Source organism: Cupriavidus sp. GW823-FHT07A04 (genome assembly GCF_058794615.1).
In genome coordinates, this window is record NZ_JBXAHA010000025.1 from 1 (window position 1) to 26,385 (window position 26,385).

Annotated in this window: 29 protein-coding genes and 1 riboswitch; of the genes, 27 read left to right on the forward strand and 2 right to left on the reverse strand. The window is 61.9% G+C overall.

Translation table 11 applies throughout. The annotated features are described in order from the left end of the window. The 25 genes from AC1Q7Q_RS33905 to AC1Q7Q_RS34025 all read left to right on the forward strand — a co-directional run. A partial coding sequence (locus tag AC1Q7Q_RS33905) for an endonuclease toxin domain-containing protein (protein ID WP_492387264.1) occupies positions 1 to 2,062 on the forward strand: 2,062 nt, incomplete at its 5' end. A 2-nt stretch (positions 2,063 to 2,064) separates the two neighbouring features. Further along, positions 2,065 to 2,559 (forward strand): contact-dependent growth inhibition system immunity protein, encoded by a 495-nt coding sequence (locus tag AC1Q7Q_RS33910; protein ID WP_492376624.1) that lies wholly within the window; start codon positions 2,065 to 2,067, stop codon positions 2,557 to 2,559. A 348-nt stretch (positions 2,560 to 2,907) separates the two neighbouring features. Further along, entirely contained in the window at positions 2,908 to 3,315 is a 408-nt protein-coding gene (locus AC1Q7Q_RS33915; RefSeq protein ID WP_477135091.1) for a hypothetical protein, read from the forward strand. A gap of 104 nt (positions 3,316 to 3,419) precedes the next feature. Then, the gene (locus AC1Q7Q_RS33920) at positions 3,420 to 4,499 is read left to right on the forward strand and encodes a hypothetical protein (protein ID WP_492376625.1); all 1,080 of its coding nucleotides are present in this window, start codon (positions 3,420 to 3,422) and stop codon (positions 4,497 to 4,499) included. A gap of 427 nt (positions 4,500 to 4,926) precedes the next feature. Next, positions 4,927 to 5,124 (forward strand): DUF4926 domain-containing protein, encoded by a 198-nt coding sequence (locus AC1Q7Q_RS33925; protein WP_492376626.1) that lies wholly within the window; start codon positions 4,927 to 4,929, stop codon positions 5,122 to 5,124. A 355-nt stretch (positions 5,125 to 5,479) separates the two neighbouring features. After that, the gene (locus tag AC1Q7Q_RS33930) at positions 5,480 to 6,067 is read left to right on the forward strand and encodes a hypothetical protein (protein WP_492376627.1); all 588 of its coding nucleotides are present in this window, start codon (positions 5,480 to 5,482) and stop codon (positions 6,065 to 6,067) included. A 171-nt stretch (positions 6,068 to 6,238) separates the two neighbouring features. Then, positions 6,239 to 6,508: a DUF8617 domain-containing protein gene (locus tag AC1Q7Q_RS33935; protein ID WP_492376628.1), complete on the forward strand. Its 270-nt coding sequence runs from the start codon at positions 6,239 to 6,241 to the stop codon at positions 6,506 to 6,508. Between the two features lie 169 nt (positions 6,509 to 6,677). Continuing rightward, a complete protein-coding gene (locus AC1Q7Q_RS33940; RefSeq protein WP_492376629.1) occupies positions 6,678 to 6,971 on the forward strand; it encodes a hypothetical protein in 294 nt (97 codons plus the stop codon). A gap of 61 nt (positions 6,972 to 7,032) precedes the next feature. Beyond that, positions 7,033 to 7,443, forward strand: coding sequence for a hypothetical protein (locus tag AC1Q7Q_RS33945; protein WP_492376630.1), 411 nt, complete (start codon positions 7,033 to 7,035; stop codon positions 7,441 to 7,443). Next, positions 7,440 to 7,898, forward strand: a complete 459-nt coding sequence (locus AC1Q7Q_RS33950) for a DUF2846 domain-containing protein (RefSeq protein WP_492376631.1) — start codon at positions 7,440 to 7,442, stop codon at positions 7,896 to 7,898. The genes AC1Q7Q_RS33945 and AC1Q7Q_RS33950 overlap by 4 nt, the downstream gene beginning before the upstream one ends. A 513-nt stretch (positions 7,899 to 8,411) precedes the next feature. Then, the gene (locus AC1Q7Q_RS33955) at positions 8,412 to 8,906 is read left to right on the forward strand and encodes a hypothetical protein (protein ID WP_492376632.1); all 495 of its coding nucleotides are present in this window, start codon (positions 8,412 to 8,414) and stop codon (positions 8,904 to 8,906) included. Between the two features lie 56 nt (positions 8,907 to 8,962). After that, positions 8,963 to 9,508, forward strand: a complete 546-nt coding sequence (locus AC1Q7Q_RS33960; protein ID WP_492376633.1) for a hypothetical protein — start codon at positions 8,963 to 8,965, stop codon at positions 9,506 to 9,508. Positions 9,509 to 9,630: 122 nt separating this feature from the next. Then, positions 9,631 to 9,921: a barstar family protein gene (locus AC1Q7Q_RS33965; protein ID WP_150985393.1), complete on the forward strand. Its 291-nt coding sequence runs from the start codon at positions 9,631 to 9,633 to the stop codon at positions 9,919 to 9,921. A gap of 186 nt (positions 9,922 to 10,107) precedes the next feature. Next, a complete protein-coding gene (locus AC1Q7Q_RS33970; RefSeq protein ID WP_492387265.1) occupies positions 10,108 to 10,953 on the forward strand; it encodes a hypothetical protein in 846 nt (281 codons plus the stop codon). A 385-nt stretch (positions 10,954 to 11,338) separates the two neighbouring features. Then, positions 11,339 to 12,514, forward strand: a complete 1,176-nt coding sequence (locus AC1Q7Q_RS33975; protein WP_150985396.1) for a branched-chain amino acid ABC transporter substrate-binding protein — start codon at positions 11,339 to 11,341, stop codon at positions 12,512 to 12,514. A 139-nt stretch (positions 12,515 to 12,653) separates the two neighbouring features. After that, positions 12,654 to 13,583: a branched-chain amino acid ABC transporter permease gene (locus AC1Q7Q_RS33980; RefSeq protein ID WP_043342660.1), complete on the forward strand. Its 930-nt coding sequence runs from the start codon at positions 12,654 to 12,656 to the stop codon at positions 13,581 to 13,583. A gap of 67 nt (positions 13,584 to 13,650) precedes the next feature. After that, complete coding sequence (locus tag AC1Q7Q_RS33985) at positions 13,651 to 14,781, forward strand: branched-chain amino acid ABC transporter permease (protein ID WP_492375496.1); 1,131 nt, start codon at positions 13,651 to 13,653, stop codon at positions 14,779 to 14,781. Beyond that, positions 14,778 to 15,563: an ABC transporter ATP-binding protein gene (locus AC1Q7Q_RS33990; RefSeq protein WP_416050112.1), complete on the forward strand. Its 786-nt coding sequence runs from the start codon at positions 14,778 to 14,780 to the stop codon at positions 15,561 to 15,563. Before AC1Q7Q_RS33985 ends, AC1Q7Q_RS33990 begins: the two co-directional genes overlap by 4 nt. Continuing rightward, positions 15,560 to 16,285 (forward strand): ABC transporter ATP-binding protein, encoded by a 726-nt coding sequence (locus AC1Q7Q_RS33995; protein ID WP_492375494.1) that lies wholly within the window; start codon positions 15,560 to 15,562, stop codon positions 16,283 to 16,285. The genes AC1Q7Q_RS33990 and AC1Q7Q_RS33995 overlap by 4 nt, the downstream gene beginning before the upstream one ends. A gap of 12 nt (positions 16,286 to 16,297) precedes the next feature. Further along, on the forward strand, positions 16,298 to 17,587 hold the full coding sequence (locus AC1Q7Q_RS34000; RefSeq protein WP_492375493.1) for an amidase: 1,290 nt from the start codon (positions 16,298 to 16,300) through the stop codon (positions 17,585 to 17,587). 40 nt (positions 17,588 to 17,627) lie between these two features. After that, entirely contained in the window at positions 17,628 to 18,920 is a 1,293-nt protein-coding gene (locus tag AC1Q7Q_RS34005; RefSeq protein WP_492375492.1) for a M20 family metallo-hydrolase, read from the forward strand. Positions 18,921 to 18,995: 75 nt separating this feature from the next. Beyond that, positions 18,996 to 19,580, forward strand: a complete 585-nt coding sequence (locus tag AC1Q7Q_RS34010) for a helix-turn-helix domain-containing protein (RefSeq protein ID WP_253929463.1) — start codon at positions 18,996 to 18,998, stop codon at positions 19,578 to 19,580. A 173-nt stretch (positions 19,581 to 19,753) separates the two neighbouring features. Continuing rightward, a riboswitch (SAM-I-IV-variant riboswitch) is annotated at positions 19,754 to 19,859 on the forward strand. Positions 19,860 to 19,887: 28 nt separating this feature from the next. Continuing rightward, positions 19,888 to 21,012: an ADP-ribosylglycohydrolase family protein gene (locus AC1Q7Q_RS34015; RefSeq protein WP_492375491.1), complete on the forward strand. Its 1,125-nt coding sequence runs from the start codon at positions 19,888 to 19,890 to the stop codon at positions 21,010 to 21,012. Positions 21,013 to 21,161: 149 nt separating this feature from the next. Beyond that, on the forward strand, positions 21,162 to 22,433 hold the full coding sequence (locus AC1Q7Q_RS34020; protein ID WP_416050117.1) for a DUF445 domain-containing protein: 1,272 nt from the start codon (positions 21,162 to 21,164) through the stop codon (positions 22,431 to 22,433). A gap of 149 nt (positions 22,434 to 22,582) precedes the next feature. Continuing rightward, positions 22,583 to 22,918: a nucleotide pyrophosphohydrolase gene (locus AC1Q7Q_RS34025; protein WP_150985404.1), complete on the forward strand. Its 336-nt coding sequence runs from the start codon at positions 22,583 to 22,585 to the stop codon at positions 22,916 to 22,918. A gap of 65 nt (positions 22,919 to 22,983) precedes the next feature. On the opposite strand, the gene AC1Q7Q_RS34030 is transcribed toward AC1Q7Q_RS34025, so the two are convergent. Beyond that, complete coding sequence (locus AC1Q7Q_RS34030; protein ID WP_492375490.1) at positions 22,984 to 23,478, reverse strand: hypothetical protein; 495 nt, start codon at positions 23,476 to 23,478, stop codon at positions 22,984 to 22,986. 260 nt (positions 23,479 to 23,738) lie between these two features. Between AC1Q7Q_RS34030 and AC1Q7Q_RS34035 the strand changes: the two genes are divergently transcribed. Then, complete coding sequence (locus AC1Q7Q_RS34035) at positions 23,739 to 25,220, forward strand: M81 family metallopeptidase (protein WP_492375489.1); 1,482 nt, start codon at positions 23,739 to 23,741, stop codon at positions 25,218 to 25,220. Positions 25,221 to 25,307: 87 nt separating this feature from the next. Here the strand turns inward: AC1Q7Q_RS34035 and AC1Q7Q_RS34040 are convergent, their stop codons facing one another. Further along, complete coding sequence (locus AC1Q7Q_RS34040) at positions 25,308 to 25,859, reverse strand: glutathione peroxidase (RefSeq protein ID WP_416050120.1); 552 nt, start codon at positions 25,857 to 25,859, stop codon at positions 25,308 to 25,310. 245 nt (positions 25,860 to 26,104) lie between these two features. Between AC1Q7Q_RS34040 and AC1Q7Q_RS34045 the strand changes: the two genes are divergently transcribed. Further along, positions 26,105 to 26,374 (forward strand): MoaD/ThiS family protein, encoded by a 270-nt coding sequence (locus AC1Q7Q_RS34045; protein ID WP_043342689.1) that lies wholly within the window; start codon positions 26,105 to 26,107, stop codon positions 26,372 to 26,374. The last annotated feature ends 11 nt before the right edge of the window (positions 26,375 to 26,385 follow it).

Genomic DNA, 26,385 nt, shown 5'->3' on the forward strand with positions numbered 1-26,385 from the left:
GGCGCTGGTGAATCAGTTGAAGGCCAACCTGGGGTTGAACTACACCGAAGGCACGGTCGCTGACGATATTCATACGCGGTTTATTCAGGAGAAGAAGGGCGGGTTCGGCCCCATCGGCATGGTGGTGGCGATGGTGGCGGCGGTGGCGATTTCGATCGTGACGGCCGGGGCTGGGGCGGCAATCGTGGGCGCGGCATACTCCGCCGTCATGGGCGCCACGGTCGCCGCTGGCGCGGCATTCGCGGCTGCGGGCATTGGGGCGGCGATGTCGCTGGCGGTGTCGGGGCTGATTGCCGGCACGCTGTCGAGTATGGCGAGCCAGTTGATTACCACAGGCTCGCTGAACATGGGCGCGGCGCTCAAGGCCGGCGTTGTCTCGGGGGTGACCGCAGGCCTCACGCAGGGCGCGCTGGGTGGGTTGGACCTGGGTGATGTGGGCATCAAGAATATTGGCGAGAGCCTTGCCAAGGGCACCTGGGATGCTGTTCAGTCCAACCTCGGCGGCTACGTCACTGCGAGCGTGGTGCGCTCTGCCATCAGCGCCGGGGTCAATACGGTGGCCTACGGCGGCAGCTTCGGCCAAGCCCTTGCGAGCGGGCTGGTGCGGGATGCGGCGGCGGTTGGGGCCAACGCCATTGGCGTGACGCTGCCGGGCATCGGCACGGTCGGCGCGGACACCAGCACGATCCTGGCTAACGCGGCTAGTCACGCGCTTCTTGGATGTGCTGCGGCTAGCTTGAGTGGGGGCGATTGCGCGGGTGGTGCGGTTGGTGGGGCGGCGAGCGCGATTGCAGCACCGCTGATCCGCGACCAGATCTATGCCGATAGTTCGGTGCTGAACTACAGCGATGACAAGATCCGCTATGCGACCACGGTCGGACTGGCAACGCTGATCGGTGGAGCAGCCGGTGTACTGCTGGGCACGAATGCGACATCCGCCACGCTGGCAGCGCAGAACGAGGTCCTGAACAACGCATTGTCAGGCAACCAAACGAAGCAGCGGGCCGATCAAATCGCGGCTGCAAAGACTGCGGCAGAGAAGCAGGCACTAGCCGCCAAGTGGGACAAGGTCGATCAAGCGCAAACCGAGGTCTACACCGATCTGACCAGTGCGAAGGACGCTTACGCAAAGGCATCGACGCCTGCTGACAAGGCGGCTGCCTATCTGAAGTTGCAGCAGGCTGTCACTCAGGCATCTGGCCTCTATGACACCTTCCAGGCTAACGGCGATAGCGGCGGCATGGGCGTTCTGGGCCGAGCGCTCCTCGGCGCCAGCATGACCATGCAGCAGGCCTCGACGGAACTGGGCAAGCCACTGGAACTGACCGCCCAGCAGCGCGAGGCGCTTGCACAGACCTATATGCAGGTCGGCACCGCGCTGAGTGCGGCCGAGGGGTCGATGGCGAGCAGCAACACGAATCTGGCCAAGGGCGTTCAGTCTCTGGTAGATTTTGTGGGTGGCGCAGGTGCACCGTTCGGCGCGCCTGTTGGCTCGGGCAAGTTTCCCAATCTAACTGCCGAGAGTGGTCCTTACTCTCCGGCGCAGGGTGGATCGCCGAGTACGGTGGCTAATGCGGGTCCGGGTTACACGGCGGCGGATGTGTTGCCGGGGGCCGGCGGCGGAACTGCGACGGTCGAGCGGGCCGCAGTTGGAATTCAGTGGGGCAAGGGTATCCAGGGACAGGGCATGCCTTGGGAGGATTACCTTGCCGGACAATTCGCGACCGGAACCCGTCTGCCGCCGAACTTTAAGACGTTTGATTTCTACGATCCAACAACCCAGACAGCCATTAGCGCAAAGACGCTCGATACCACTACGGCCGCAAAAATGGCTAATCCAAGCCAGGTCTACTACTCGCTTAAAGGCAACATCGACACGGCGGCGCGCTTTACCAATGCAGAACTGGGTCCCATAAGGTTGGACGGAAGTAGAATTTCCGCGCGCGAACTGCAAGTTGCTATTCCAGCGAAGACCACACCGGCACAGTGGGAGCAGATAAACAGAGCGATCGAGTACGGCCAGAAGCAGGGTGTTAAGGTCGTTGTAACTTCCGTAAGGTAGCTATGAGCCAGACGAGACAATATTGGGCAAGTGCCAAGAGTAATGGCGATTTTATTTGTGTTGAGACATATTCTGGGCTCGGGCTCACGGGGCGAGACCCGGCAGGTAATCAGCATTTATTACAATTGGATGTTGGTGATGATGTTCTGGGAGCTTCGATTATTGATGCGCTTAAAAGAAGTCGAGTTTTGACGAGGGAGGAGTACGGTGTTTTTTTTGATTACAAAAAAATATCTGAGCAACATGCATCTTGGATAAAAGCACTGATGGACCGATACGGATACAGAACAAAACGAGCGCTCTTCAAGAATATGAAGAGTTGCGGAATCCTGGCGGAAGGGGATGTCATCATCATCAGCCCGAGTCGCCACGAGAAGCTGGAGGCTTGGGGGCGCGAAAAAGGGGATGGAATTGAAGACGTGGTGATTGAGGCGAGCCGTAGCCCTTCCGAGATCGGCGCAGCGCTTCGACTAGCCTTTAGTCGCTGCACCGAGTGACGAGATCGGGGAAGTCACGGAGGCGAAGAAGCTGTCCTTGGCAGGTGGTTGAAAGGACCGGCTACCGCTGCGGCCATGGTTTCTAAAAATCGAATGCAAATGCCCATCTCTATGAATAGCCAATCTTCAATGCGTCGGCGCCCCATTCGGGCGATACTCGCCTGCTGCATCGCCCTTTCCGGTTGCGCCCCGATGATCGCAACAACACCGTCATCCGTCGAACTTGATCGCTGATCAACGAGGTGTATCGGCACAGGCCTACTTTGCTGAAGGTACACCGCAATCCGCTATTAACCTTGCGACTAAAATACTTGGCGCGGGTAACGTCCAAGTCTTTCCTGGGAGCCAATGATGGCGAGATTTGTATGTCGAGTATTGATTCCTGACACGCTTGAAGTAGCGTTCCTCTTTGTTGTGGAGCTGCTAAAGACCGTGGGCGTATCGCTTGCCAACCCGGGGAATGCCAAGATAACAACTTGGACGGACGATGGAGACCAGATTGAGGTTCTCGCTGCGACGCTAGCAGGCGAAGTGAATTCTGGCAACATTCACTGCGTTCAGTTCTGGAAAACCGAAAGTGAAGACGTGTTTGTCGCGTGGAAGCAAGAGCGTCTCGGATGGTCGTTCACCTTTTACCTCGATGGCGTGGATGCGGATATCGCGGTGGTGTTGACATCGAAGCTTGCAGAGGCTGTCCTGACAAAATATCGAACTCGATATGGGGACGGGGATGCACTCACCATTGCGCTTGAGTAGATGACTACCCACTAGCTTCAATCAATTGTGGCCTGGGCTGCGCGACGCAGAGCCAGTCGGGCGGCGATTGCGCTAGTGGTGCCATTGGCGGGGCTACCGGTGCGGTGATATCGCCGCTGGTTGGCGGCGCGCTGGGAATCGAGACGAACGCTGACCGGGCCAACTCGTTGAATCAGGTTGTCGTGATCGGTGCTTCGATGTTGGCCGGCGGTGCCCTTGCCAACGCGCTTGGGCAGAATGGCATATCGGCGGCAGGTGCTGCCCAGAACGAGGCCGCAAACAACTACCTGTCGCCAAAGCAAGCCGGCGCGCTAGAGCGAGCCAAGGCGCAATGCGCCGCAGGTGACGCGTCCCAGTGTGCTCTGCGGGATCAGCTATTGTCGCTGGACGCGACTTCACGCAAGCAATTGAATGCGTTGGCAGACGCTTGCGCGAACGGAAGCGCAGTTGCATGCCAAACCGCACAATCGGCGGTGTCGCTTTTGAACAAGATCGCGAAGGGAGACGTGAAAGATTGTGGTGGTGGGGTGGTTGATTGTCTGGCAGCCTATCAGCCAAGTGCGCAGGAGCTTTCGGGGGTCGCGGCCAAGCTGCCTGGAGCGGGTAGCGGAGCTGTGGTGCCGACGGCAGATCCCATTTCGGCGGCGGCGTTGATTCGATTGGGCCTTGTCAATCCGGGTGCCGGACTTACTGCTGGTGTAAGCGCGGGTCTTGGGGAATATGTTAATCAGGTTCTGTTTGGGGACGGCTCGGTAAACTATGAGCGAATTGCGAATACCGCAGTGCTTGGCGGAGCGACTGCCCCATTTGGCGGCATTTTCTCTGGCTACGCGGGCACCGCGTTGATCGGAGGTAGTTCGAACGCCGCTGCGACCGCCTACAACAATAGTCAGACAGGTGCCCACGACTCAGCATTGGCCGCCATGGTGGTGGGAATGACCTTTGGGGCGGGATCCAAGGGCCTAGCTGACGGCGGCGGCTTGTTCCTGAGCCGTGCAATGAACTTCACGCGGCAGTATGATCCGGCGCTCGGAGTCCTCCTTCAAGCTCCTGGAGGCCGTCTCGTAGCAACTCCAATTCAGAGCATCGTACCGAGTACGTTTCGTGATTTTGGCACAGGCCTACTCCCGGCAACTGGCGGTGTGGTGCGTTTGCCGGAGGCGCCAAGAAACGATGGGAAATAGCAATGCAACACGAGAAGATGGTCAGGATACTGTGTGCCATATACCGGCACGATGGGGGGGACGCTACACCCTACGTGCGACGCTTTCTTGGGATGTCGGTTTTTTACCCGATCTGTTGGCTTGCTGCGTCGTTATTTCGTACTTTTCGAGGTGACGGGTGGCATTCGTTTTACCTAAACTATCTGGTGAGTGGAGAGCTGTTTCTGTTGGCAGGTTTCCTCTTGCTTCATCTATACCTCATATCGCGATATGGATGGCGCAAGTTCTTCCGCTTGGTGTATGACACACCATAGCGCGGTACGAGTACTAGTCCCGGAAAAGGTGCTGCCATCGGTCAAACTGGTCACCTTCGCTCAGGATGGATGATCCAGGCTGACGGCTCTTTGAAGTTGCATATACCTTTCTCGGGTTTCGCGAAGGGATGTTAATGAAAATTCCGCTTCACAACCGCGTCCGCTATCTTGGTCGAGAGGGCTCATACGAGGGTCTCAGATGTGGGGACATCGGATACGTTATCGAAGACTATTGCAATGGCAACTACGAAGTCGAGTTCTCCAATCCCGATGGGACGACGAGGGTTCAGGCGGTCCTCGCGGGCAGCGATCTGGAACTGGCTGAGCATTAGATGAAGATGACGCTCATTGAACCTTACAGAGAGTTCTGTGAAGAACTTGCATAGCGAGCTATCGGAGCATTCATACGGCAGCCCCTACCCGTCACGGCACCAGTATGTCACATGGGCGTGGCCGGTAGCGCTTTCACCCAGCTCGCTTCGGGACAGGGGCTGAACTTCGGGAAGCTGGCGACCGCCATGCAATTGGTGCAATCACCGCCGGGCTGACCAACCGCATCACCTTCGATGGCAGCAGCTTCGGAGTGCGTGCGTGGGGGCTCAGTACTTCGGACCGGGTGGGGCATCGAGCAAGTTCTCGCTCAAAGGGCAGTAACCGATGTTTGGCGACACTATTGACGAGGGACGTATGAGTCTGGGCGAAGGGGATGCTGTTTATCGGCAGCAGGCGTTTGATAACGTCGTGAAGGCACTGGATTTCGATAGGATGCTACCCGACCGTGTTCATTTTGGACCCTGGAGCGATTTTCTATTCTTCCAGTCCGACCACGTTTTCGCGTCAGACTTCCCGGAAATTGTGCGTGAACTCCTGAGTGTCGAACGGGCTAATATCGCGTGCCTACTCAACCTTGACAAGACCGAGAGGTTCGAGTTTGACTACATTGCGGCGATCTTCTTGGACGAGATGATCAGTGGAGTCGCGTACGACGACAAGTTACGCGACGGCGGTCCTGCGAGTGGTTGGCTTTACAGGGTTGATAGGTATGCTTGTGCATCTGATGTTGGCGAGTGGTGCATCTATTGCGAGAAAAGCAACGATGTAGCGATTATTGGGTTGCGTGGAATTGACGGTATCGGGAGATTCGAGAAACCTCTGAAGCGACTGTGGGCTAAGCCGATAGACGAGTTAATTGATGGCGGGTGTTCTCCGGTCTTTCCTTTCGATCAACTGGTGCCAGCGTGGCGTCAGGGGTTAGTGAAAAAATACGGGCGATAACGCGATATGGCAGGATAGGAAAATCGCGGTCAGGGTTGAACTGGATGCTGCATACCAGAACAGAGCGGTCACAGGTAAAAGATGGACAGCCGTAACGCCTAGCCATCTAGGTTCGTGTGGCGAGCATGAGTATTGAGCGACGGCTGACCGATCGGCCTCTGGAGGATAAGAATGCCGAAATTTGCTTGCACATGTGGAGCGGTGTTGAATCTATCAGGCGTTTGGCCGGAATGTGAATGGCGGCTGGTACCGATGGCACGCGTGGGTGAGATAGCAGACAGGATCGATAACGGGGCAGGGCCAAGTGGGGAGGTGTTTTACGACATGATTGATGACGTAAGTATCACCGTCTACCGATGTCCTGTATGTGACAGGCTGTATTTGGAGACGGGCAAAAACGCGTTTGACACGTACCCGAGGGAGTCGAGGGCGGGTTCGTAGTTTCTGAAGTGACGAAGTCGTGAGTGGCGTTGGCGGAAACTTCCAACGTTGGTCTCCCGGGAATCCACACACTCAAGAGTGGCATCCTTTCGGTGGAGGAGAAGGTAAAAAAAGAGATCCGTTCAATTCTTTGCTCAAAGATGTTGAGCATGCCTTTTGAGGGAAATTGATGCATCACATCCTGGCAACCTTCGTGATCTCGGAGGATGTGGAATGGCCAAAGACGGCGGGCGTGCGCAACGGGTACGCTCCACATCACAAGTTCGCGGCCGTTGACTACCTGGCAAGTGGAATACATTCCTATGAAGACAATGATTTCCACTTTCCGGGTGAAAAACTCAAGACAAAAATCACCTTTGCAAGCTGGCAGTTCTTCTCAGAAAAAATAAACGTCGGAGACGAATTCGAGGTTCGCGAGAATGCCAGATTGATCGGCCATGGAAGAGTGGACGAGATACTTTAGAATGCGCGGCTTTCCGAATCGAGGCTTAGCTTTCAGAAACTAAATCCAAACATACGCTCCTATGAACACCTTAGCTCTGACTCGTTTGCGCCGCCTCTGGGTGCTATTTGCCTGCGGCGTGGCCTTGTCCGGTTGCGCCCCGATGATCGCAACAACACCGTCAGCCGTCGAACTTGCACAGGATGGGACTGCCGCGCGATCCATCACGATCCAGGCACCAGCAGTGATCCAGCTCGATACGGGGTACTCACGAACATTGGCCGCCAAATCCGTATGGAAACCGGTGGGACGCGTGCCGCAAGGGGCCGTCTACCGGCCGGTCGGAACGATCTTCACGATCGAGGGCCGTCAGGTCCACGAAGCCTACCTTGTCCTCAAAGACAAAAAGCTGGTTGGCTTCTATTTGCCGGGGGAGCAGAACTACTCCCCGCTTTCAACCGCAGTACCTCTGACCTTTGGAGAAACCGAATGAAACGAGTTGTACATATGGCAATGGGTGGGATGGCGATGTCGTTGCTGATGGCGGGTTGCGCATCGGGTGTGAAGCATTCCGATATGGCGGCCTCGATCCCGACGATCAAGCCGGGCGAGGGGCGTATCTACTTCCTGCGCTCGGCCTCCATGTTCGGTGCCGCGATCCAACCGGACCTTCGCCTAAACGGCCAGGTTGTGGGGGAATCCAAGCCAGGCGGCTTCTTCTTCGTGGACCGGCCTGCCGGCAAATATGTGGCCTCGGCGGCGACGGAAACGGAGAAGACGCTCAGCTTCGCCCTGGATGGTGGGGAAACGAAGTATGTGCGCAGTTCGCCGTCAATGGGCCTGATGGTGGGCCGCGTGGTGCTGGAGCTGGAAACGCCCGACAAAGCCAAGGAGGAGCTGCCGTCCTTGAGCTATACCGGGGACGTGGTGAAGGCGTCGGCAAAGTGAGTAAGCGGGCCAGACTGAGTGGCGTCACGCCATCGCGACTCGGGTAGCCAAGACGGGTGCCCGGCAGCTATTCCCCGGCCTTGGCCACGGCTGCCGTTTGGCAAGTGGCCTTCAACCGGGGCGGTGCGTCGCGTCATTTGCACACGTGTAACGCGGGTTATTTTTCTTGGCGCCATCTGGTCGAAGCACTGCTTTTTGCGCCGCTAGTGGCTGTGGGTTCAACCGGTTGAACCCACACCGATCTGCGGGCACTCTCGCGCGGTGGAGAGAAATACGTTCCACCGGGACCCACCTGGGTGGGTCCCTTGTATTGATCCTTATAAAGAAACCCATCATTCATACCGATACGACGCCGTGGTCGGCATGGCTGTCATGCCCCAACCAGATCGGTTCGGGAATCGGGTCGGCAAATTCCCAATTGTTCAAAGTTCTCCCATGACGTCTTTCTTGCCCCGCCGGTCATTGTTGGGTGCGCTGATAGCGCTACCGCTTTTGCTCACCGGATGTGCCGTAATGCCCGAATACGCGCCAAAAGGCGCCCCTGACACGCAGGCACGCCTGCGCATCAAAGCGATGGATATGTACGCGTATCCCGCCATCATTCTTGGGACCGTCGAGCAGGACAACGAACCCAAGCGGCAGTTGCTTGCCGTCTTTTCGAAGGGATGGGCAGGGATCGGCAAGACCCCGAAAGAAAGCGAGCGCATCGGCATGCCGGCCTCGACAGATCAGGATACCAACATGCCCGTGCTCGAGCGCTACGTGAGCGCGGGACAGCCGCTCTCGCTAATGTTTACGGCCACGCTTGACGGCAGTCTTGTGTGTCGCGCGGCGGCAGTGATGACACCTGAAGCAGGGCACGATTACGAGCTCGTCGTGCTGCTGCAAGGGACGTCGATTGGCGGCAATGGACGATGCGGACTGCTCGCTTATGAGCTCAAGCCTGGCGCAGGCCCGGAAAACCGCGTGCCGTTCATGCTGCGGCCTCGGTCGGTGGCCGAGCGCTAACTTCGCGAAATGAGCAACATTGATATGAGTGAAAGCCAACCTCCATGCCAGGAATCATGAGAACCTTGATTTTGAGCGCTTGCGCACTCGTCCTGACCGCCTGCGTAACGAGATATCCGGAGCCCACGTCGGGCGACCGTGCCAGGATACGGATGGTGAAGACGGGGCCGTCGGCAAGCACAAGCTTCCACACTTTTTCCAACATGCCGGCGGGAGACTGTATCAAGCAGGGCGTGGAGCTTGGCGAGCAGCGTATCGCTCTGTTTGACAACCCATTGGCTCATTACAACGCCAGCCTTGGGATTCCCGGCAATGACGCCCAGGCTAGCCAGCGTTTCTCGGAAGCCTACATTCATGCAGGCAGGCCTTTCCTGCTCGATGCATTTGTCATAGGCGCCAACGTTCAAAATTCATATCAATGTCGTGTCGCCGCATTGTGGAGCCCGGAGTCCGGGGCAGACTATGAGGCGGTGCTTCACTGGACGGGCAGCGCGTGCCAATTGACCGTTTCCAAGGTAGAGGCAGGCGGGCCTGATGGCGTTGCTCTTAAGCGTCCGGTAGACGCCAGGTTTCTGAAGACTTGTGAAGCGCCGGGCAAGTGAACACCACGACGTGACCGGACGGGCAATCCTGTGTGTGAGAGGGAGCGATTTTCCCTGGATCTAGGGCCGCACGGCTCGGCGTGGAGCCGCCGTGGCGGCGGGGGATGGCTGTAAGGTGCGCAATGAATATTCAGATAAATGGCGAGGTGGTGAGAAGCGAGGTGGATTTTCATCGAGAACTAGCTTCCATCCTTGGGGTTGAGTCATCCTACGGCTTCAATACGGACGCGTTATGGGACCTGCTTAGTTCAGGTGTGGGGAGACCCATTTTTTTAAGATGGGTGAATGCAGGTGTCTCAAAAAAAATCATGGGTAAATCGTATTTTGATATTTTAAACATCCTGGAGAGAGTGAAAATGCAGGATGAGGGATTCGGTTGGGTTGAAAAATTTACTTATAAGATCGATTTTTAGGGCGAGAAAATACTGATCATCTCAATTTTGTTACATGTACTTCTTACGCTCGGCCTCCATGTTCGGCGCGGCGATCCAACCGGACCTTCGCCTAAACGGCCAGGGGCCTGGCAGCTATTCCGGCCCTCCGGCATTTGGCTCGCCAATCGGCCGGCATATCAAATTGCGACTGGAGATTGTGCATTTATGTACTGGACGGATCATTTCCTGCCTTCGACGACGGGGCAATTCAAGCGCCTTGCCAATCTGTTGGTGGTAGCCGCAATGTTGGGTGGCACGCAAGGAATCCCGCGTGCCAATGCGGCATCCGGCCAGCCTGACGGCGCGATGGCGGTCGTGCGGAGCTGGACTATCCTGCAAAAGATCCAAAGCGAATGTCCGGGGGGGGCCGATGAGCGTTGGCGACTCGATCGCATCGATCAGGCGGTTGCCCCGTCCCATAGATTCTCCGCCCGACGATATGCGGAGGAGCTGACTAAGAGTTCCGCGTGGCAATCTATCCTCGGCAAAGACATTCAGACGCTGCTGAACATGACGAATGGCTGTGGGACGCCTGCGATGCTGGAGTGGCAAGCGGGTATGCGCCGACAAATCGATGCATTAACGCAAGCGCTTGCTGGCGATGTTGTGAGCCACTGGCCATCTGAAGCGCTGCAGACGCCAGTCAAAATCTCTGTCGGTGCGCTGGAGGCCGTTGATGATGACGATCCCGGCTATCTCCGTGTGTCCATATCCAACCCTGGCACCGATGTATTAGAGATTGCACTATCAGGCAAGGACCTGCACACCGGGCTTTGCAGAGATCTCAGCTCTGCAGATCTGCCGATTACCGCTGGCACGGATCTCCCGACGCAGCTACTTACGCTGCGCCCGGGTGCGGCCATCGCAGCGCGCCTCGTGCTCGATGCGGCCTGCATGCCTGCGGATTCCGTCGCATTGATTGGTGCGTTGATCGTTGTGCGCGACGGGGTGATGGAATATCGCTCCTTCGGACAGGTCGACATTCCCCGAAGGGCAGTGTCCAGGCAATAGCTGTGGTCCGGCGGCGCCATCGCCGGCGACGCCTGTGGCGACAATGCAGCTTTAGTGTTCCGATTGGTCTACGTGTGGTGGGTCGTGATGCAACGGCCAGGCTTGGCCGCCCCTTCGCGCGGCACCGACATCCCCGCGTTCACCAACTTTCCATACTTCTGGTGCGGCAGCGCACCAGAACCGTGCCGTGCGCACATACTTGCCGCCTGCCATGGGCGTTTTCGGCCACCATTGCGGCGCTTTCCATCCCTGGGTACCCCCAAATTCACTGGCACGGTTGTTGCGTTGCAGAATTCAAGTAACTTGAATTTAAAGAAAGTCACATGTAGTTTTGCTCGAGTTACTTGAATACCAACCGTTTGTCCACGTGTCGAAGGGGATGAGAGTGCGCAAGAAGAACACCGTAGTTGCCGCTGCCTTGTTGCTGGCCTCGGCCGGGTTGGCCGGGATGTCCGCGCCCGCTGCCGCCAAGGATGTCGTCAAGATTGCCTTCGTGGGCCCGCTGACTGGCGGCGTGTCGTCCATCGGCCTGGGCGGGCGCAACTCCGCCGACCTGGCGGTTCGCTTGCGCAATGCCGACCCGAAGTCGAAGTACACCTATGAGCTGGTCACGCAGGATGATGAGTGCCGCCCTAACGTGGGCGTGCAGGTGGCGACCAAGATCGCTGCCGACAAGAGCATCGTGGCGGGGGTGACGCATTTCTGTTCGGCTGTGGCGATGGGTACGGTTGGCGTGTACAACCGCTTTGGCATGCCGGCCGTGGTGTGGGGCGCGGTGTTGCCGGATGTCACTTACGGTAATAACTTCAAGGAGATCCATCGCGTCAACGGCACGATGATCAACCAGAGCGAGGTTGCGGCGAAGTTCATGACGGGCCTGGGCTACAAGAAGTGGGCGATCATCCATGACACCACCGATTACGGCAAAGGCCATAACAAGTACTTCAGCGAGTTCCTGAAAAAGGACGGCGGCACGGTGCTGGGTACGTTCGGCGTGACGGCCGACCAGCAGGATTTCACGACGGAGCTGACCAAGATTCGCGAGCTGAAGCCGGACGTTGTCTACTTTGGCGGCCTCACGCCGCTGGGCGTGCGCATCCGCACGCAGATGGAGAAGCTGGGCATCAAGGCGCAGTTCGAGGGGACGTCGGGCATCAAGTCCGATGCGTATATCCAGGGTACGGGCAAGGAGCAGGCCGAGGGCTCGCTGGCCTTTATCGAGGGCGCGCCGTGGGAGAAGCTGCCCGGCGGCTTGTTCTTCGCGGGCAAGTATTCGCAGCAGAAGTACAGCGATCCGCCTGAGGCGTATGGCCCGTTTGCGTTCGCCGCGGCCAACCTGATCATGGATGCGGTGGAGAAGGTGGGGCCGGATCGCAAGAAGGTGCGCGACACGCTCAATGCGACCAAGGATGCCGACACCATCATCGGCAAGGTGACGTTCGACGACCATCGCCAGAACATCGTGCCGCTGGTTACCAAGTATGTGGTCGAGGATGGCAAGTGGGTGATCTGGGAGGACAGCACCTACGGCAAGGGCAAGAAGAAGCTCGCCGGCTTGTAAATCACTGACGCGTTAAACCAGAAAAGCACGATTCCACGATCCCACGAATCCACGGGCCCGCGACCGCAAGGCGCGGCGGCCCGTGGCCGACCGCGCGTGGCGTCTGGCTTCTTGTCAGGATGGGGGAGGGGGGAACTCGATGAGTGTGATTGGCCAATACGTCTTCAACGGTTTGATGCTCGGCATGATCTATGCCATGGTCGCCGTGGGATTTACGCTGTTTTTCGGCGTGCTGGATGTGATCAAGTTCTCGCACGGCGATACGCTGATGGTCGGCGCGTTTGCTGGCCTGGCGGCGTCCACTGGCGTGCTGATGCTCGACATCCAGTCGCCCTGGATCCGCTTGCTGGCGGTGGTGCTGTGCGCGATCTGCGTGACCGGCCTGCTGGGCGCGGCGATTGCTAAATTCCTGATCCTGCCGCTGCGCAAGGCGGCACCGCTCAATACATTGCTGGCCACGCTGATGCTGGGCACGGTGATGCGCGAATCCGTGCGGCTGTTCTATCCCGATGGCTCCAACCCCAAGCCGTTCCCGGCGCTGCTGCCAACGGCTTCCATCGAGCTGGGCAGCTTGTCGCTGCGTGCCGATAACCTGATCCTGCTGGCTACCGGCATCGCCATCATCGTCGGCGTGCATCTGCTGATTACGCGTACCCGTTTCGGCATGGCGATCCGCGCGGTGGCGCAGGATGGCGAAACGGCGCGGCTGATGGGCATCAACTTCGAGGCGGTCGTGCTGCTGACGTTCGCGCTCGGCTCGGGCATGGCCGCGCTGGCGGGCGTGATGAACGGGCTGTACTACAACGAGATCAACTTCAATGTGGGGCTGTTGCTTGGCGTGATCGGCTTTGCCGCGGCCATTCTCGGCGGGCTGGGGAACATCTACGGCGCCATCCTCGGCGGGTTTCTGTTTGCCGCGCTGCAGGTGCTTGGCAGCGCCACATTGCCTGCGCTGATTCCGGATATCCCGAGCGCGTACAAGGACGTTTTCGCTTTTGCCGTTGTCATCGTGCTGATGGCCTGGAAGCCGACCGGCCTGATCGCAGAAAAATCCAGTGAGCGGGTCTGACACCATGAACACCTTGAGCACCATCAACACCCCGAAGCGTCACACATCAGGCACGCGCAATCCCGCTGTGGTGCTGGCGCTGGCCGGCATCGCGCTGACCGTCTACATGTGGTTGTTCCTGCATGCGGAGTCGCAGCTCAGCGTGGCCATCTTGCTGGCCGTTGCCATCGTGGCGCTCATTGCCGGCCGGAAGCTGGGCGCCAACCGCGCGCTCGAGGAGGCCGGCGCCAGCCGTCCTGGCCTGGCCCGCTTGTGGGCGGTGGGCGGCACGTTGGCGCTGATCGCCGCGTTCTACGATGCGCACTTCGCGCTGCTGATGATCTGCTCCGTGCTGCTGTACACCACGGCCTGCCTCGGCCTGACGCTGCAGTTTGGCTTCTCTGGCGTGGCCAACTTCGCGGGCGCGGCGTTCTTTGGCATTGGTAGCTATGCCACTGCCGTGATGGCCACGCACACCGGCATTCCGCACTTGCTGATCATCGTCATCTCGGGCGTGATCGCGGCGCTGGTCGGCTCGATGCTGATCACGCCGGTGTTGCGCACGCGTGGGCATTATGCGGCCTTGGTGACCATCGCCTTCGGCATCCTGTTCAAGACGTTCATCGAGGTCAACGATGTGCTGGGCGGGCCGCAAGGCCTGCAGGTGCCGGGCATGACCGTCTTTGGCTACGCGCTGAACGATGGCTTTACGGTGGCGGGTGTCGACGTGTCGTTCTACGTGAGCTATGCCTTGATCAGCCTCGGCATCTGCGCCGGTGTCTTTGCGACGGTAAAGGCGCTGGAGCGCTCGTGGGTGGGATTGAGCATGGACGTGGTGCGCACGGACGAGACGGCCGCCGCCACCTTCGGCTTGCATATCGCGCGCTGGAAGGTTGTGGCCTTCATGCTGGGCAATTTCTTCGCAGGCATCGCGGGCAGCATGTACGGGATGATCACCGGCTTCGTGGCGCCCAACAACTTCACGTTCTCGGATTCGCTGCTGATGCTGTCGATCGTGATCCTGGGCGGGCTGGGCAATGCGGTTGGCCTGATTCCGGCGGCCATCATCGTGCTGGTGCTGCCTGAGAAGCTGCAGTTCATCCAGGAGTACCGTTTCCTCTTCTATGCGGCGCTGGTGATCGCCATCCTGCTGTTCCGCCCCGATGGGCTGCTGCCGCGCAAGACGCGCTTGTTCTTTGGCCGGGAGACTTCGCGATGAGTGACAAGACCATGATTGAAGTCAAGGGGCTGACCATGCGCTTCGGCGGCTTGACCGCCCTGGATAGCCTGGACATGACAATCCGCGAGGGCGAGATCCTCGGGCTGCTGGGGCCCAACGGTTCGGGCAAGACGACCTTCTTCAATGTGCTGACCGGCCTGTACAAGGCGAGCAGCGGCACCATCACCTACAACGGCGAGAACGTCATCGGCAAGACGCCGCAGGACATCTACCGCAGCGGCGTGGCGCGGACGTTCCAGCGCTCGCGCTTGTCCTTGCCGCTCACGGTGTTCGATAACATCGTCATCGGCGACTACCAGCACATGCAGCACGGGTTGGTGTTCAACCTGTTCCGGCGCAAGGCGTTTCGCGCCGAGTACGACGCCTATGTGGAGAAGGTAAAGGGGCTGCTGAATATCTTCAGCCCGCCGTTGGTGGCGCGGTTGTTCGAGCCCGTGGAGACCTTCACCATGATCGATCGCCGCCGCATCGAGGTGTGCCGCGCGCTGATGAGTCAGCCGCGCCTGCTGTTGCTCGATGAGCCTTCCGCCGGCATGACGCACGACGAAACGCATGCGCTGATGAGCGACATCCTGGATGTGCGCGGCAAGCTGCCGAACTTGTCGGTGGTGCTGATCGAGCACGAGATGAACGTGATCGAGCGCATTACCGACCGCTGCGTGGTGCTGAACTATGGCAAGAAGATCGCCGAGGGCACCTACACGGAAATCACCGCCGACGCCAATGTGCAGACCGCCTACCTTGGAGAGGAAGCCGCATGAGCACGCTCGATTCCCCCGGCACGCTCAGCGTGAAAGGGCTCACCACCGGGTATGACAGGGTCAACGTGCTGCATGACGTTTCCATCGACGTGGCCCCTGGCAAGATCACCTGCATCCTCGGCGCCAATGGCGCGGGCAAGAGCACGCTGATTCGCGCCATCCTCGGCCTCACGCCGCCGCGCCAGGGCCAGGTCTTGTGGAATGGCAAGGACCTGGCTGGCGAGAAGACGCACAACATCATCGCCACCGGCATTGCTTGCATCCCGGAGGGGCGCAAGATCTTTCCGCGCATGACGGTGGCGGAGAACCTGGCGCTGGGTGCGTACCTGGAGACCGACGCGGCGCGGGTGCGCGATCGCCTGGCCAAGGTCTACGATATCTTTCCGCGCCTGAAGGAGCGGGCGGCGCAGCTGGCGGGGACGATGTCGGGCGGTGAGCAGGCGATGGTGTCGATTGGCCGGGGCTTGATGGCGGAGCCGAAGCTGCTGGTGATCGATGAGCCGTCGCTCGGGCTGTCGCCGCTGTATGTGAAAGAGAACTTCAAGGTCATCAAGCAGATCAACGCACTGGGCATCACTGTGCTGCTGGTCGAGCAGAACGCGCGGCAGACGCTGGCCATTTCGCATTACGGCTACGTGCTGTCGCAAGGGCGCGTGGTGGCCCAGGGCACGGCCGAAGCGCTGGCCAGCAACGACGAAGTGCGCTCGGCGTATTTCGGCTGACGGAGAACAGGCATGAATGATTTCCTGGCACTGCCGGCGCGCGAGCTGGCGGCACGCATGGCGCGGCGCGAGCTCAGCGTGCAGGCCTTGGTACGCGCGTACATCGCGCGCATCGATGCCGCCGAGGCCGGTATTCTGGCCTGGCAGCATTTCGATGGGGCGCAGGCATTGCAGCAGGCACGGTTGCTGGATGCGGGGCCTGCCTTGGGCGCGTTGCACGGCTTGCCCATCGGCGTGAAGGACCTGATGGACACCGCCGACATGCCCACCACCTATGGCTCGCCGATCTACGCCGGCCATCGGCCGGTCATGGATGCCGCCTGCGTGGCAATGGCGCGCGCCGCGGGCGCGGTGGTCATGGGCAAGACCGTGACCACGGAGTTCGCTACTTTCCAGCCGGGGCCCACGCGCAACCCGCGCGCCCCCGCCGATGCCCCGCGCACACCGGGTGGCTCGTCCAGCGGATCGGCGGCGGCGGTGGCTGCCGGCATGGTGCCGATCGCCTTCGGCACGCAGACTGCCGGCTCCATCATCCGTCCTGCTGCCTATTGCGGTGTGGTCGGCTACAAGCCGACCTTTGGCACGCTGCCGTCGGCTGGCATCAAGTCGCTCGCGCCCAGCCTGGATACCGTGGGCGTGCTGGCGCGCTGCGTCGACGATGCTGCCTTCTTCATCGGCGCGATGGCGCGCCTGCCGCTCACGCCGCCGCAGACCGGGCAGGCGATGCCGTTGCGCGTTGGCATTTGCCGCACGCCGCATTGGGAGCGCGCGGGTGATGACAGCCGGCGTACGCTGGACACGGCCGCGCGCTTGCTCGAGGGCCGTGGCGCGGTGTTGAGCGACCTGCTGCTGCCGGTGGAGTTCGACGAACTGACGCAGGCCCAGATCGACATCATGGCGTACGAAGCCGCAGCCGCGTTCGCCCCGGAAATGCGCGCGCGGCCCGATGGTTTCAGCAGTGGCTTTGCCGCGTTGCTGGCGGCGGGCCGCGGCATCGATGGCAGCCGCTTCTTTGCCGCGCAGGCGCTTGCCAGTTCCGCGCGCAGGGCCTTCGAGCAGATGTTCGCGTCCGTCGACATCGTCCTCGCACCGAGCGCGCCGGGCGAGGCCCCGGCCGGCCTGGGCGCGACGGGCGATCCGATGTTCAACCGCATGTGGACGCTGCTTGGCAATCCCTGTGTCCATGTACCTACCGGCACGGGTGCGCACGGCATGCCGGTGGGCGTGACGCTGATTGGCCCGCACCGGGGCGATGCGCGCGTGCTTGCGGCTGCGCAGACGCTTGAGCGCTGCGTGGCTTGAAGCGCGGCGATATGACCGATCTGAATCCGAGGAGAATCCATTGACTCAACAAGATCCGCTGGCGCAGCGCGCGGCAGAACAGGCACAGGACCATGTCAATAGTGGCCGCTTGCAGGCGGCCATTGCCGCGCTGGCCGCTTTCGGCGGTCGGGACGATGGCGGCGTCTCCCGTGAAACGCTGACCGATATCGACCTTGCCGCGCGGCGCTACCTGATCGAGCAGGCGCGCGCGCTGGGTTGCGAGGTGAGCACGGACGATTGCGCCAACCTGTTTTTCCGCCGTGCTGGCAAGGCGGACCTTCCGCCCGTGCTGACCGGCAGCCATGCCGACACGCAGCCGGTCGGGGGCAAGCTGGACGGCGCCTACGGCGTGCTGGCCGGGCTCGAAGTCATCGCGGCCCTCAATGACGCCGGCATCGAGACGCTGCGCCCGATCGAAGTGGTGGCCTGGACCAACGAGGAAGGCAGCCGCTTCGGGCCCGGGGCCATGGGGTCGAGCGCGTTTGTGGACCCGGCTTGCCTGCCCGCGTATCGCGCGTCGGTGGACGGCGCCAACATCCGCTTCGGCGATGCGCTGGATGCCGCGCTTGCCGCCACGAACGATGTGCCGCGCCGCCCGATGCAGCGGCCGATGTCCGCCTGCGTGGAGTTGCACATCGAGCAGGGCCCGGTGCTGGAGCGCGCGGCCGTGCCGCTGGGGGTGGTCACCGGCATCCAGAGTGTGCGGTGGTACCGCGTGGAATGCACCGGCGTGATGGCGCATGCGGGCACCACGCCCATGGACGAGCGCAGCGATGCCATGGCTACCGCCGTTGGCATCGCCCACCAGTTGTACACCTACGCCGCCGCCGAGGCCGCCAGCCAGTTGCGGCTGACGCTGGGCCGCTGGCAGGTCGGCCCTAACTCCGTCAACACGATTCCGGGCAAGGTAGAATTCACGATTGATGTGCGCTGCGTGGACGAGGCGGTGCTGGCGCGTTTCGAGGCAATGCTGGCTGCTGTGGTGGCGCAGGCTCGGCCGCGCCAGGGCGGCATCACGTACCAATGCTTTTTCCGGCGCCCGCCAACGCACTTTCCCGCTGCCATGCTGAACCTGATCGAGCGGGCCTGTGCGCGGGCCAGCGAGCAGGCATCGCAGGGCAAGCCGCTGCACCTCACATCCGGAGCGTTCCACGATGCCATGTACCTGGCGGAGCATTGCCCCACGGCCATGATTTTTGTGCCCAGCAAAGGTGGGATCAGCCATAACGCGGCAGAGGAAACAGTTCCGCACGAACTATTCCTTGGGGCGCAGGCGCTGGCCTATACCGTGGTCGCGCTGGCGAGCCAGTAACCTGGGTTCTTCATCTTCAACTTGTCTTGCACGGAACGTGAATTGAAAGCCAAAAGCGCGCTGGCGGTTGACCAGATCGACTCAGAAGATCAAAGCGACCCGAACGACAAGAAGACGCCTGCCTCCAGCCTGGGCGTGCGGTTGCGCCATGCGCGCCTGGTGTCGGGCTACACGCTGCTGCAGCTGGCGCAGAAGGCTGGCTGCTCGGAAAGCCTGATCTCCAAGCTGGAGCGCGGCCTGGCCTCCCCCTCGCTCGCCATGCTGCACCGGCTCGCGGTTGCGCTCGACACCAATATCGCCGCGCTGACGAGCGAGGACAACCCCAGCGAAAGCCCCATCAAGCGCCAGGGCGAGCGTCCGGTCATCAAGGCGGGCGGCATCGCGCTGGAGCGCATTGTGCTTGCCAAGCGTGGCGGTTTGCTGCAGGCCAATATCCACATCGTGGCACCGGGCGAAGCCAGCGATGGGCAGATCGAGCATGTCGGCGAGGAAGTCGGTTATGTGCTTGAAGGCACGCTTGAGCTGACGCTGGGCGACATGAGCTACACAGTTGGCGTGGGCGATGCGTTCACGTTCCCGAGCAGCGTGCCGCACGGTTACCGTAACGCCGGCACCGGCGTGGCGCGGGTTTTGTGGGTCAATTCACCGGCGACCTTCTGATTGCCTGCTCACAGGTATCTCGGCAAGCACGCGCCTCAAGCCGGCTTGAACAGGTGCAAGGCGGACAAAATCGGTCCGCTGGAAATAGCAAACACCGTTGATCCGGCTCACGATCATGCGGCTGACCCTGCTTGCCCCACCCTTGACACCCACCAACCCCCCATGTTCCAATCCGCCCACATTCTGATTTGGGTCGACGCCCAAGCCAACCTGCCTTCCCGGGCAAGGTGGATCGCGAAAGCGGATGTGGCTCCTTGAGGAGCAACCAAACGGGCCATGCGTCGACCCTCCTTACACGGAGGGTTTTTTGTTTTCTGCTTCGGTCATGGATTGCGAGATCACACGCAGCCGCTTCCAGGGCTGCCTGCTGGGCGGCGCTGTTGGCGATGCACTGGGCGCTCCCGTGGAGTTCCTGTCGCTCGCGGAGATCCGCGAGCGCTTTGGCAAGGACGGCATCACCGGCTACGCCCCGGCCTACGGTGGCGTCGGTACCATCACCGACGACACGCAGATGACGTTGTTCACGGCGGAGGGCTTGCTGCGGGCGTGGGTGGGCGAGGCGAGCGGGGGCGTCGGCAGTGTGCCTGGCGTGGCCTCGCGCGCTTATCTGCGCTGGTTGCTGACGCAGGGGATCCAGCCGGCGTTTCATCGCGATGTGCTGTCGGACCAGCCGGGATGGCTTTACCAGCAGGCGGCACTGCATAGCCGGCGCGCGCCGGGAAACACTTGTTTATCGGCGCTGGAGGCGATGCTCAAGCTGGGAGAGCTCGCGCGCAACGATAGCAAGGGCTGCGGGGGCGTGATGCGTGTGGCGCCGGCTGGCCTGTTTGTGTGGCGGCGCGCCGGGCAGCGATCGCCTCAGGATGCCTTTGCCCTGGGAACGGAGCTGGCCGCGCTGACCCATGGACATCCAAGCGGATCGCTGACGGGCGGCGTGCTGGCGGTGTTGATCCGCGAGCTGGCCGACGGTGCTGCGCTGCCTGATGCTTTGTCGAGCGCCAAAGCGTGCTTGTCCACGCGGCCGGATCACGAGCAGACGCTGCTGGCCATCCTGCATGCGCAGGCGCTGGCCGACTCCGGCGTGGCCTTTGATGATGCCATCGCGCGCCTGGGCGAGGGCTGGGTGGCGGAGGAGGCGTTGGCGATCTCCATTTACTGCGCGCTGGTCGCGCGTGATTTTCGTCACGGGGTTGTGCTGGCGGTGAATCACGATGGCGACTCGGATTCCACGGGCGCCATCACGGGAAACCTGCTGGGCACGTTGCTTGGCGTGGAGGCGATTCCGCCGGAGTGGCTGGCGCCTTTGGAGCTGCGCGAAGTGATCACCGAGCTGGCTGATGACCTGAGCGTGTTCCCCGAGTGGGACTTGGGCATCGCCCCGGCAGACGAGGCGCTGGTTCGGCGCATCCGGACGAAGTATCCTGGGCTTTGAATGTTGCGCGCTACGGCAGCAGCGTTTGATTGCCGATAGCCGATAGCCGATAGCCGATAGCCGATAGCGGGACCGGACATTGCCTTGTCCGGAATGCGATTTATGATGGCGCTCCCATCTCCAAGCCCAGCAGCAGGGCCCGGTATCCCATGCATCAGGAAGAAGAACTCAGGGTCGCAAAGCGCAAGGCATTGGCCTTGCTACTGTTCGCGTTTGCCGTTTTTGTCACCACCGTCCTCCTGCCGCGCGCGCCTTTGACGGATGGCGTGCGGGCGGCGGCGGAGGCGGCGCTGGTTGGCGGGCTGGCGGACTGGTTTGCGGTGGCGGCGCTGTTCCGGCGGATTCCGTTGCCGGGCTTTGCGCGCCACACCAACATCATCATCCGCAAGCGGGACGATATCGCGGACGGCCTGGCGGTGTTCGTGAAGGAGAAGTTCCTGGACGTGCCGTCCGTGGTTGCGCTGATCGAGCGGCACAATCCGGCGCTGGTGGTCACCCGCTGGCTGGAGTCGCCCGCCAACGCGCGGCAGATCGGTGATGTGGTGGTGAAGTTCGCGAGCGGCATGCTGGATGTGATGGATGAGCGCAACATCCAGTCGCTGCTGAAGCGGGCGGTGGATACGATGATCGACAAGGTCGATCTGTCGGAGTCCGCAGCGACCATCCTCGACAGCCTGACCAGGAACGATCGGCACCAGGCGCTGCTCGACGAGACCATCGCGCAGTTGATCGCCTTGCTCAACGAGCCGCCCGCCCGCGCTTTTATCTCGGAGCGGATCGTGGAGTGGCTGAAGAGCGATCACCCCAGGAAGGAGCGGCTGCTTCCCACCGAGTGGATCGGGAGCAATGGCGCTGACATGATTTCTGCGGCGCTGAGCCGCGTGCTGACCCAGATCGAGGGCGATGCCGATCACGAGTTGCGCAAGCGCTTCGATGCGGCCGTGCAGCGTTTGATTCAACGGCTGAAGCACGATGCCACCTTCCACGCCAAGGCCGAGGCGCTGAAGGCGCACCTGAAGCAGGATGGGGCGCTGAACGCCTATGTCGGGGGGCTTTGGGCCGAGTGGCGCGATTGGTTCAAGCGCGACCTGGCGCGCGAGGATTCCGCCACACACCGCAAGGTGGCGGCGGCGGGCCAGTGGATCGGCGCGGAGCTGGCGCGCAACGCGTCCCTGCGCGCATCGCTCAACGATCACCTGCGCGATGCGGCGCGCAATATGGCGCCGGATTTCGCGGAGTTCATCACGCGGCATATCAGCAACACCATCCGCAGCTGGGATGCGCGCGATATGTCCCGGCAGATCGAGCTGAACGTGGGCAAGGACCTGCAGTACATCCGCATGAACGGCACGGTGGTCGGCGGGCTCATCGGCGCGGCGCTGTACCTGATCGCGCAGCTGCCGGCGTGGCTTGGCCGCTAGGCGCCAGCAGGATCGCGCGCCATTGACCAGGTCGTCCGGCTCGGTGTATGCGCGCACATGAAACCAATGTTTCTCTGCATGTTGCGCGCCGCGAGCCGCTTGCATTCGTGGTTCAATAGGCGCGGTGCTTATTTTTGCAGTGAACCATCATGACCCTGATCGACATCAAGACGCTCCAGCAAGCGGCCGCCGCATTTGGCGAGGCCCGCGGCTGGGGCAAGTATCACAGCCCCAAGAACCTGGCCATGGCGCTGAGCGTGGAAGTGGCCGAGCTGGTCGAGATTTTCCAGTGGAAGACGGAGGAGGAGGCGCGCGCCGTCATGTCCACGGACGAGCGTGCGCACGTGGAGCAGGAGCTGGCGGACATCACGATCTACCTGGCGCAGTTGCTGACCGCGCTCGATGTTGACCTGAACGCGGCGGTGAAGGCCAAGATGGAGATGAATGCGGTGAAGTATCCGGCGAAGACGGGCGGCACGGATTGAGGTGAGGGGGCCAGGTGAGGGGGCCAGGTGAGCGGCGCCAGGGCAGCGGCGCCGCCGGAGAGTCTTCAGCGCGCTGGCGCACCCTTCTGCCCGCCAAGCCGCGGATTGGGATATTCGCAGCCCAGCTCGACCCGGCCCTTGTACTCGCGTGCCACGATCCACGCGCCGCGCGCGCTCTCGCGGGCCAGGCCCCGGCCGGCCACGCCGCGCAGGCCGAGCTGGCTGGCCACGGCGTTGAGGTCGGTGGCGCTGGTGATGCCATAGGCCGTGTAGTTGCCGAGCTGGTAGTCGCCGAAGCGCACGTCGGTGGTGGGCAGGCCGGCAACGCTGACGGGCTTGGGGGTGCGATACACGGCGGAGGCAAAGCCGCTCAGTTCGTCGTTCTTGCTCCACCCGGGCAGCCCGCCGTCTTCCAGGGCATCGACGTAGGCGGCCACGCCGCTGGCTTCGCCCTTGCAGTCGAGCAGGGCGGCTAGCGGTGGCAGGTTGGCCGCGTGGGAGATGGCGGGGCCGCCGATGGCCAGCAGGATAGCGCCCAGGCGCAGCAGTTGCTTCTTCATTGTCATTGTTCCGAGGTTGAGATTGGCGCGATATTGTCCATCATGGCTGCATCATCGTGTCCAGCACGGCCGCACGCCGCGCGATGCAATTCCGGTGCCCCTCTTCCTCACCGTTCCATCCTGGGCCACATGCCGGTAGACTTTGGCCGTTGCATCGAGGTCATGCCAGTCATTGGCCGCCGATGCCGCATCGCTGGTCCCCATCCCCCGTTCCGGCCGGACATTCCCGGCCACTTCCATGCTGGAGCCCCCGCACCGCCATGAAGATCCTGATCGCACGACTGAACCACGAAACCAATACCTTCTCGCCGGTGGCGACGCCGCTGTCGTCCTTTCATCCGCAATACGGCGAGGATGCGTACCGGGCGAGCAAGGGCACGCGCACGGCCATCGGTGCCTTTATCGACCTGGCCGAGGCGGCAGGCGCGGAGCTGGTGGTGCCGGTCACGGCCAGCGCCAACCCGAGCGGACGCGTCGCGGCCGATGCGTATGCGGCCTTGTGCGATGCCATCGTCAAGGCGGCGCCCGGGTGCGATGCCGCGATGCTCGACCTGCACGGCGCCATGGTCGCGCAGAACAGCGACGACGGCGAGGGTGAGTTGCTGGCGCGCCTGCGCGAAGTGCTGCCGCACGCGCCGATTGCCGTTGCGCTGGACCTGCACGGCAACGTGACGCAGGCCATGATCGATCACGCGGATATCGCGGTCAGCTTCAAGACTTATCCGCACGTGGACATGTACGAGACTGGCGAGCACGCGGGCCGCCTGCTGATGCGCATGCTCGAGCAAAAGGCGCGGCCCGCGCTGGCCTGGCGGCGCCTGCCGATGGTCACGCACACACTGCGCAGCAATACCGGCGAAGGCGCGATCCAGCGCGCAGTGGCGGCGGCCAGGCAGGCCGAGGCCGACGGCATGCTGGCGGTGTCGGTGCTGGCCGGCTTCGGGCTGGCGGATATCGCGGCGCCTTGCCTGAGCGTGCTGGTGGTGGCCGATGGCGGCCAGGCTGCGGCGCAGGCGGCGGCCGACAAGCTTGCCGCGCAGATCTGGGCGGAGCGCGCCGGCTTTGTCTATGAGAGCGAGCCGCTGGCTGAATCGATTGCGCGCGCCGCGCAACTGGCCGCGCAAGGTGGCAGCGGGCCGGTGCTGTTGCTGGACCACGGCGACAACTGCATGTCGGGCGGCACCTGCGACGATATGCAGGTCCTGCGCGAGGCCTTGCGGCAAGGCTTGTCCGGCATTGCCGTGGGGCCGGTATGCGACCCGCAGGCCGTAGCCGCGATGATCGAGGCCGGCGTGGATGCCCGCGTGACGTTGCCGGTGGGCAACAAGGTGCCGTTGACCCAGCTTGGCATCTACCCGACGCCGCTGACCCTGACCGGCCGGGTGGCCGCCATCAGCAATGGAGAATACGTGATCAGTGGCCCGACCTACACCGGCGCGCGCATCCGCATGGGCCGCACCGTGCTGCTCGATATCGGCGCGGCGCAGGTGGTGGTGACCGAGACACCGCAGGAGCACTGGGACCTGGGCATCTTTACCCATATCGGTGTGGATCCCTTGGCGCAGCGCTACCTGTTGCTGAAGTCGCGCATGTACTGCCGGCCGGTGTTCGTGCCGATCGCAAAGGGGGTGGTGGAGTGTGATGGCGGCGGCGTGACGAGTTCGCGCTACACGCAGTTCCCGTTTGCGCGTCTGACGCGGCCGGTGTATCCGCTGGAGGCGGACGTGACCTTGGGCGCGTAGCTAGCGGGTGGCGGCCGGAGTGGGCGAGTCCTGATGCCCTCCTCGTGCCGCTGCTACGCCGCCGCGCCGCTAGCCAACGGCTACCGGTCAGCGGCCCTGGCCCAGCGCCGCATCGATTGCCTCCAGCAGGCGCGGATCGTTCGCGGCGACGTCCGGTGCGAAGCGCGCTACCACCTTGCCTTCCCGGTCGATCAGGAATTTCTCGAAGTTCCACAGCACATCGGTGGCGTTCTCCGGGTTCACGCCGTAGCCCTTCAGGCGCTCACGGAAAGGGCCGTCGCCGATGGCGGCCGGCTGGGCTTGCGTCAGTGCCGCGTACAGCGGATGCTGGTCCGGCCCGAGCACCGAGACCTTCGAGAACATCGGGAAGTGCACGTCGTAGGTCAGCTTGCAGAATTCCTGGATCTGCGCCTCGTCGCCCGGCTCCTGGCCTTTGAAGTTGTTGGCCGGGAATCCCAGCACCTCCAGGCCCTCGGCGCGCTTGGCCTGGTACAGCGCTTCGAGCCCTTCGTACTGGGGCGTCAGGCCGCACTTCGATGCCACGTTCACAACCAGCAGCACACGAGCGCGAAAATCCGCGAGCCGGCTGTCGGTGCCGTCGATGCGTTTCAGGGGAATGTCGTACAAGGTGCTTGCCATCTTTCGTCCTTACGTGAGTGGTATGGATGCCATGGAGCCGACAGTATGCAGGCCTTGGAGGTTTCTTGCCGGTGGGCGTCCCGGCTTCCCGCGCATGCTGCGTTGCAGCGTCAAAGCGCCACGGCTGCGCCACAGCCCTGATTGTTGCCACTGCGCGCAACCGCACACCCATTCCCCCGCAGTATTTCCTAAACTGCAAGACACTCGCCATCACGGCCAGCGGTCCCCGCGCTGGCCCTTTCGCCATGCCGCGCCTTGTCTTTGCCTCTGCGATCCAGCGCCATATCCCGAGCCCGGAGCGGGAAGTGCCCGCGGCTACCGTCTGCGCCGCGCTGGAGATGGCGTTTCGGGAGCAGCCGGAGCTGCGCGGCTATATCCTCGATGACCAGGGCCAGTTGCGCCGGCACCTGGCGGTGTTTGTGGATGGCTCGGCCATTCGCGACCGCCGGCGCATGAGCGATCGCGTGGGCGCCAGCAGCCAGATCTTTGTGGTGCAGGCGCTGTCAGGCGGTTGACGGCTTGCCGC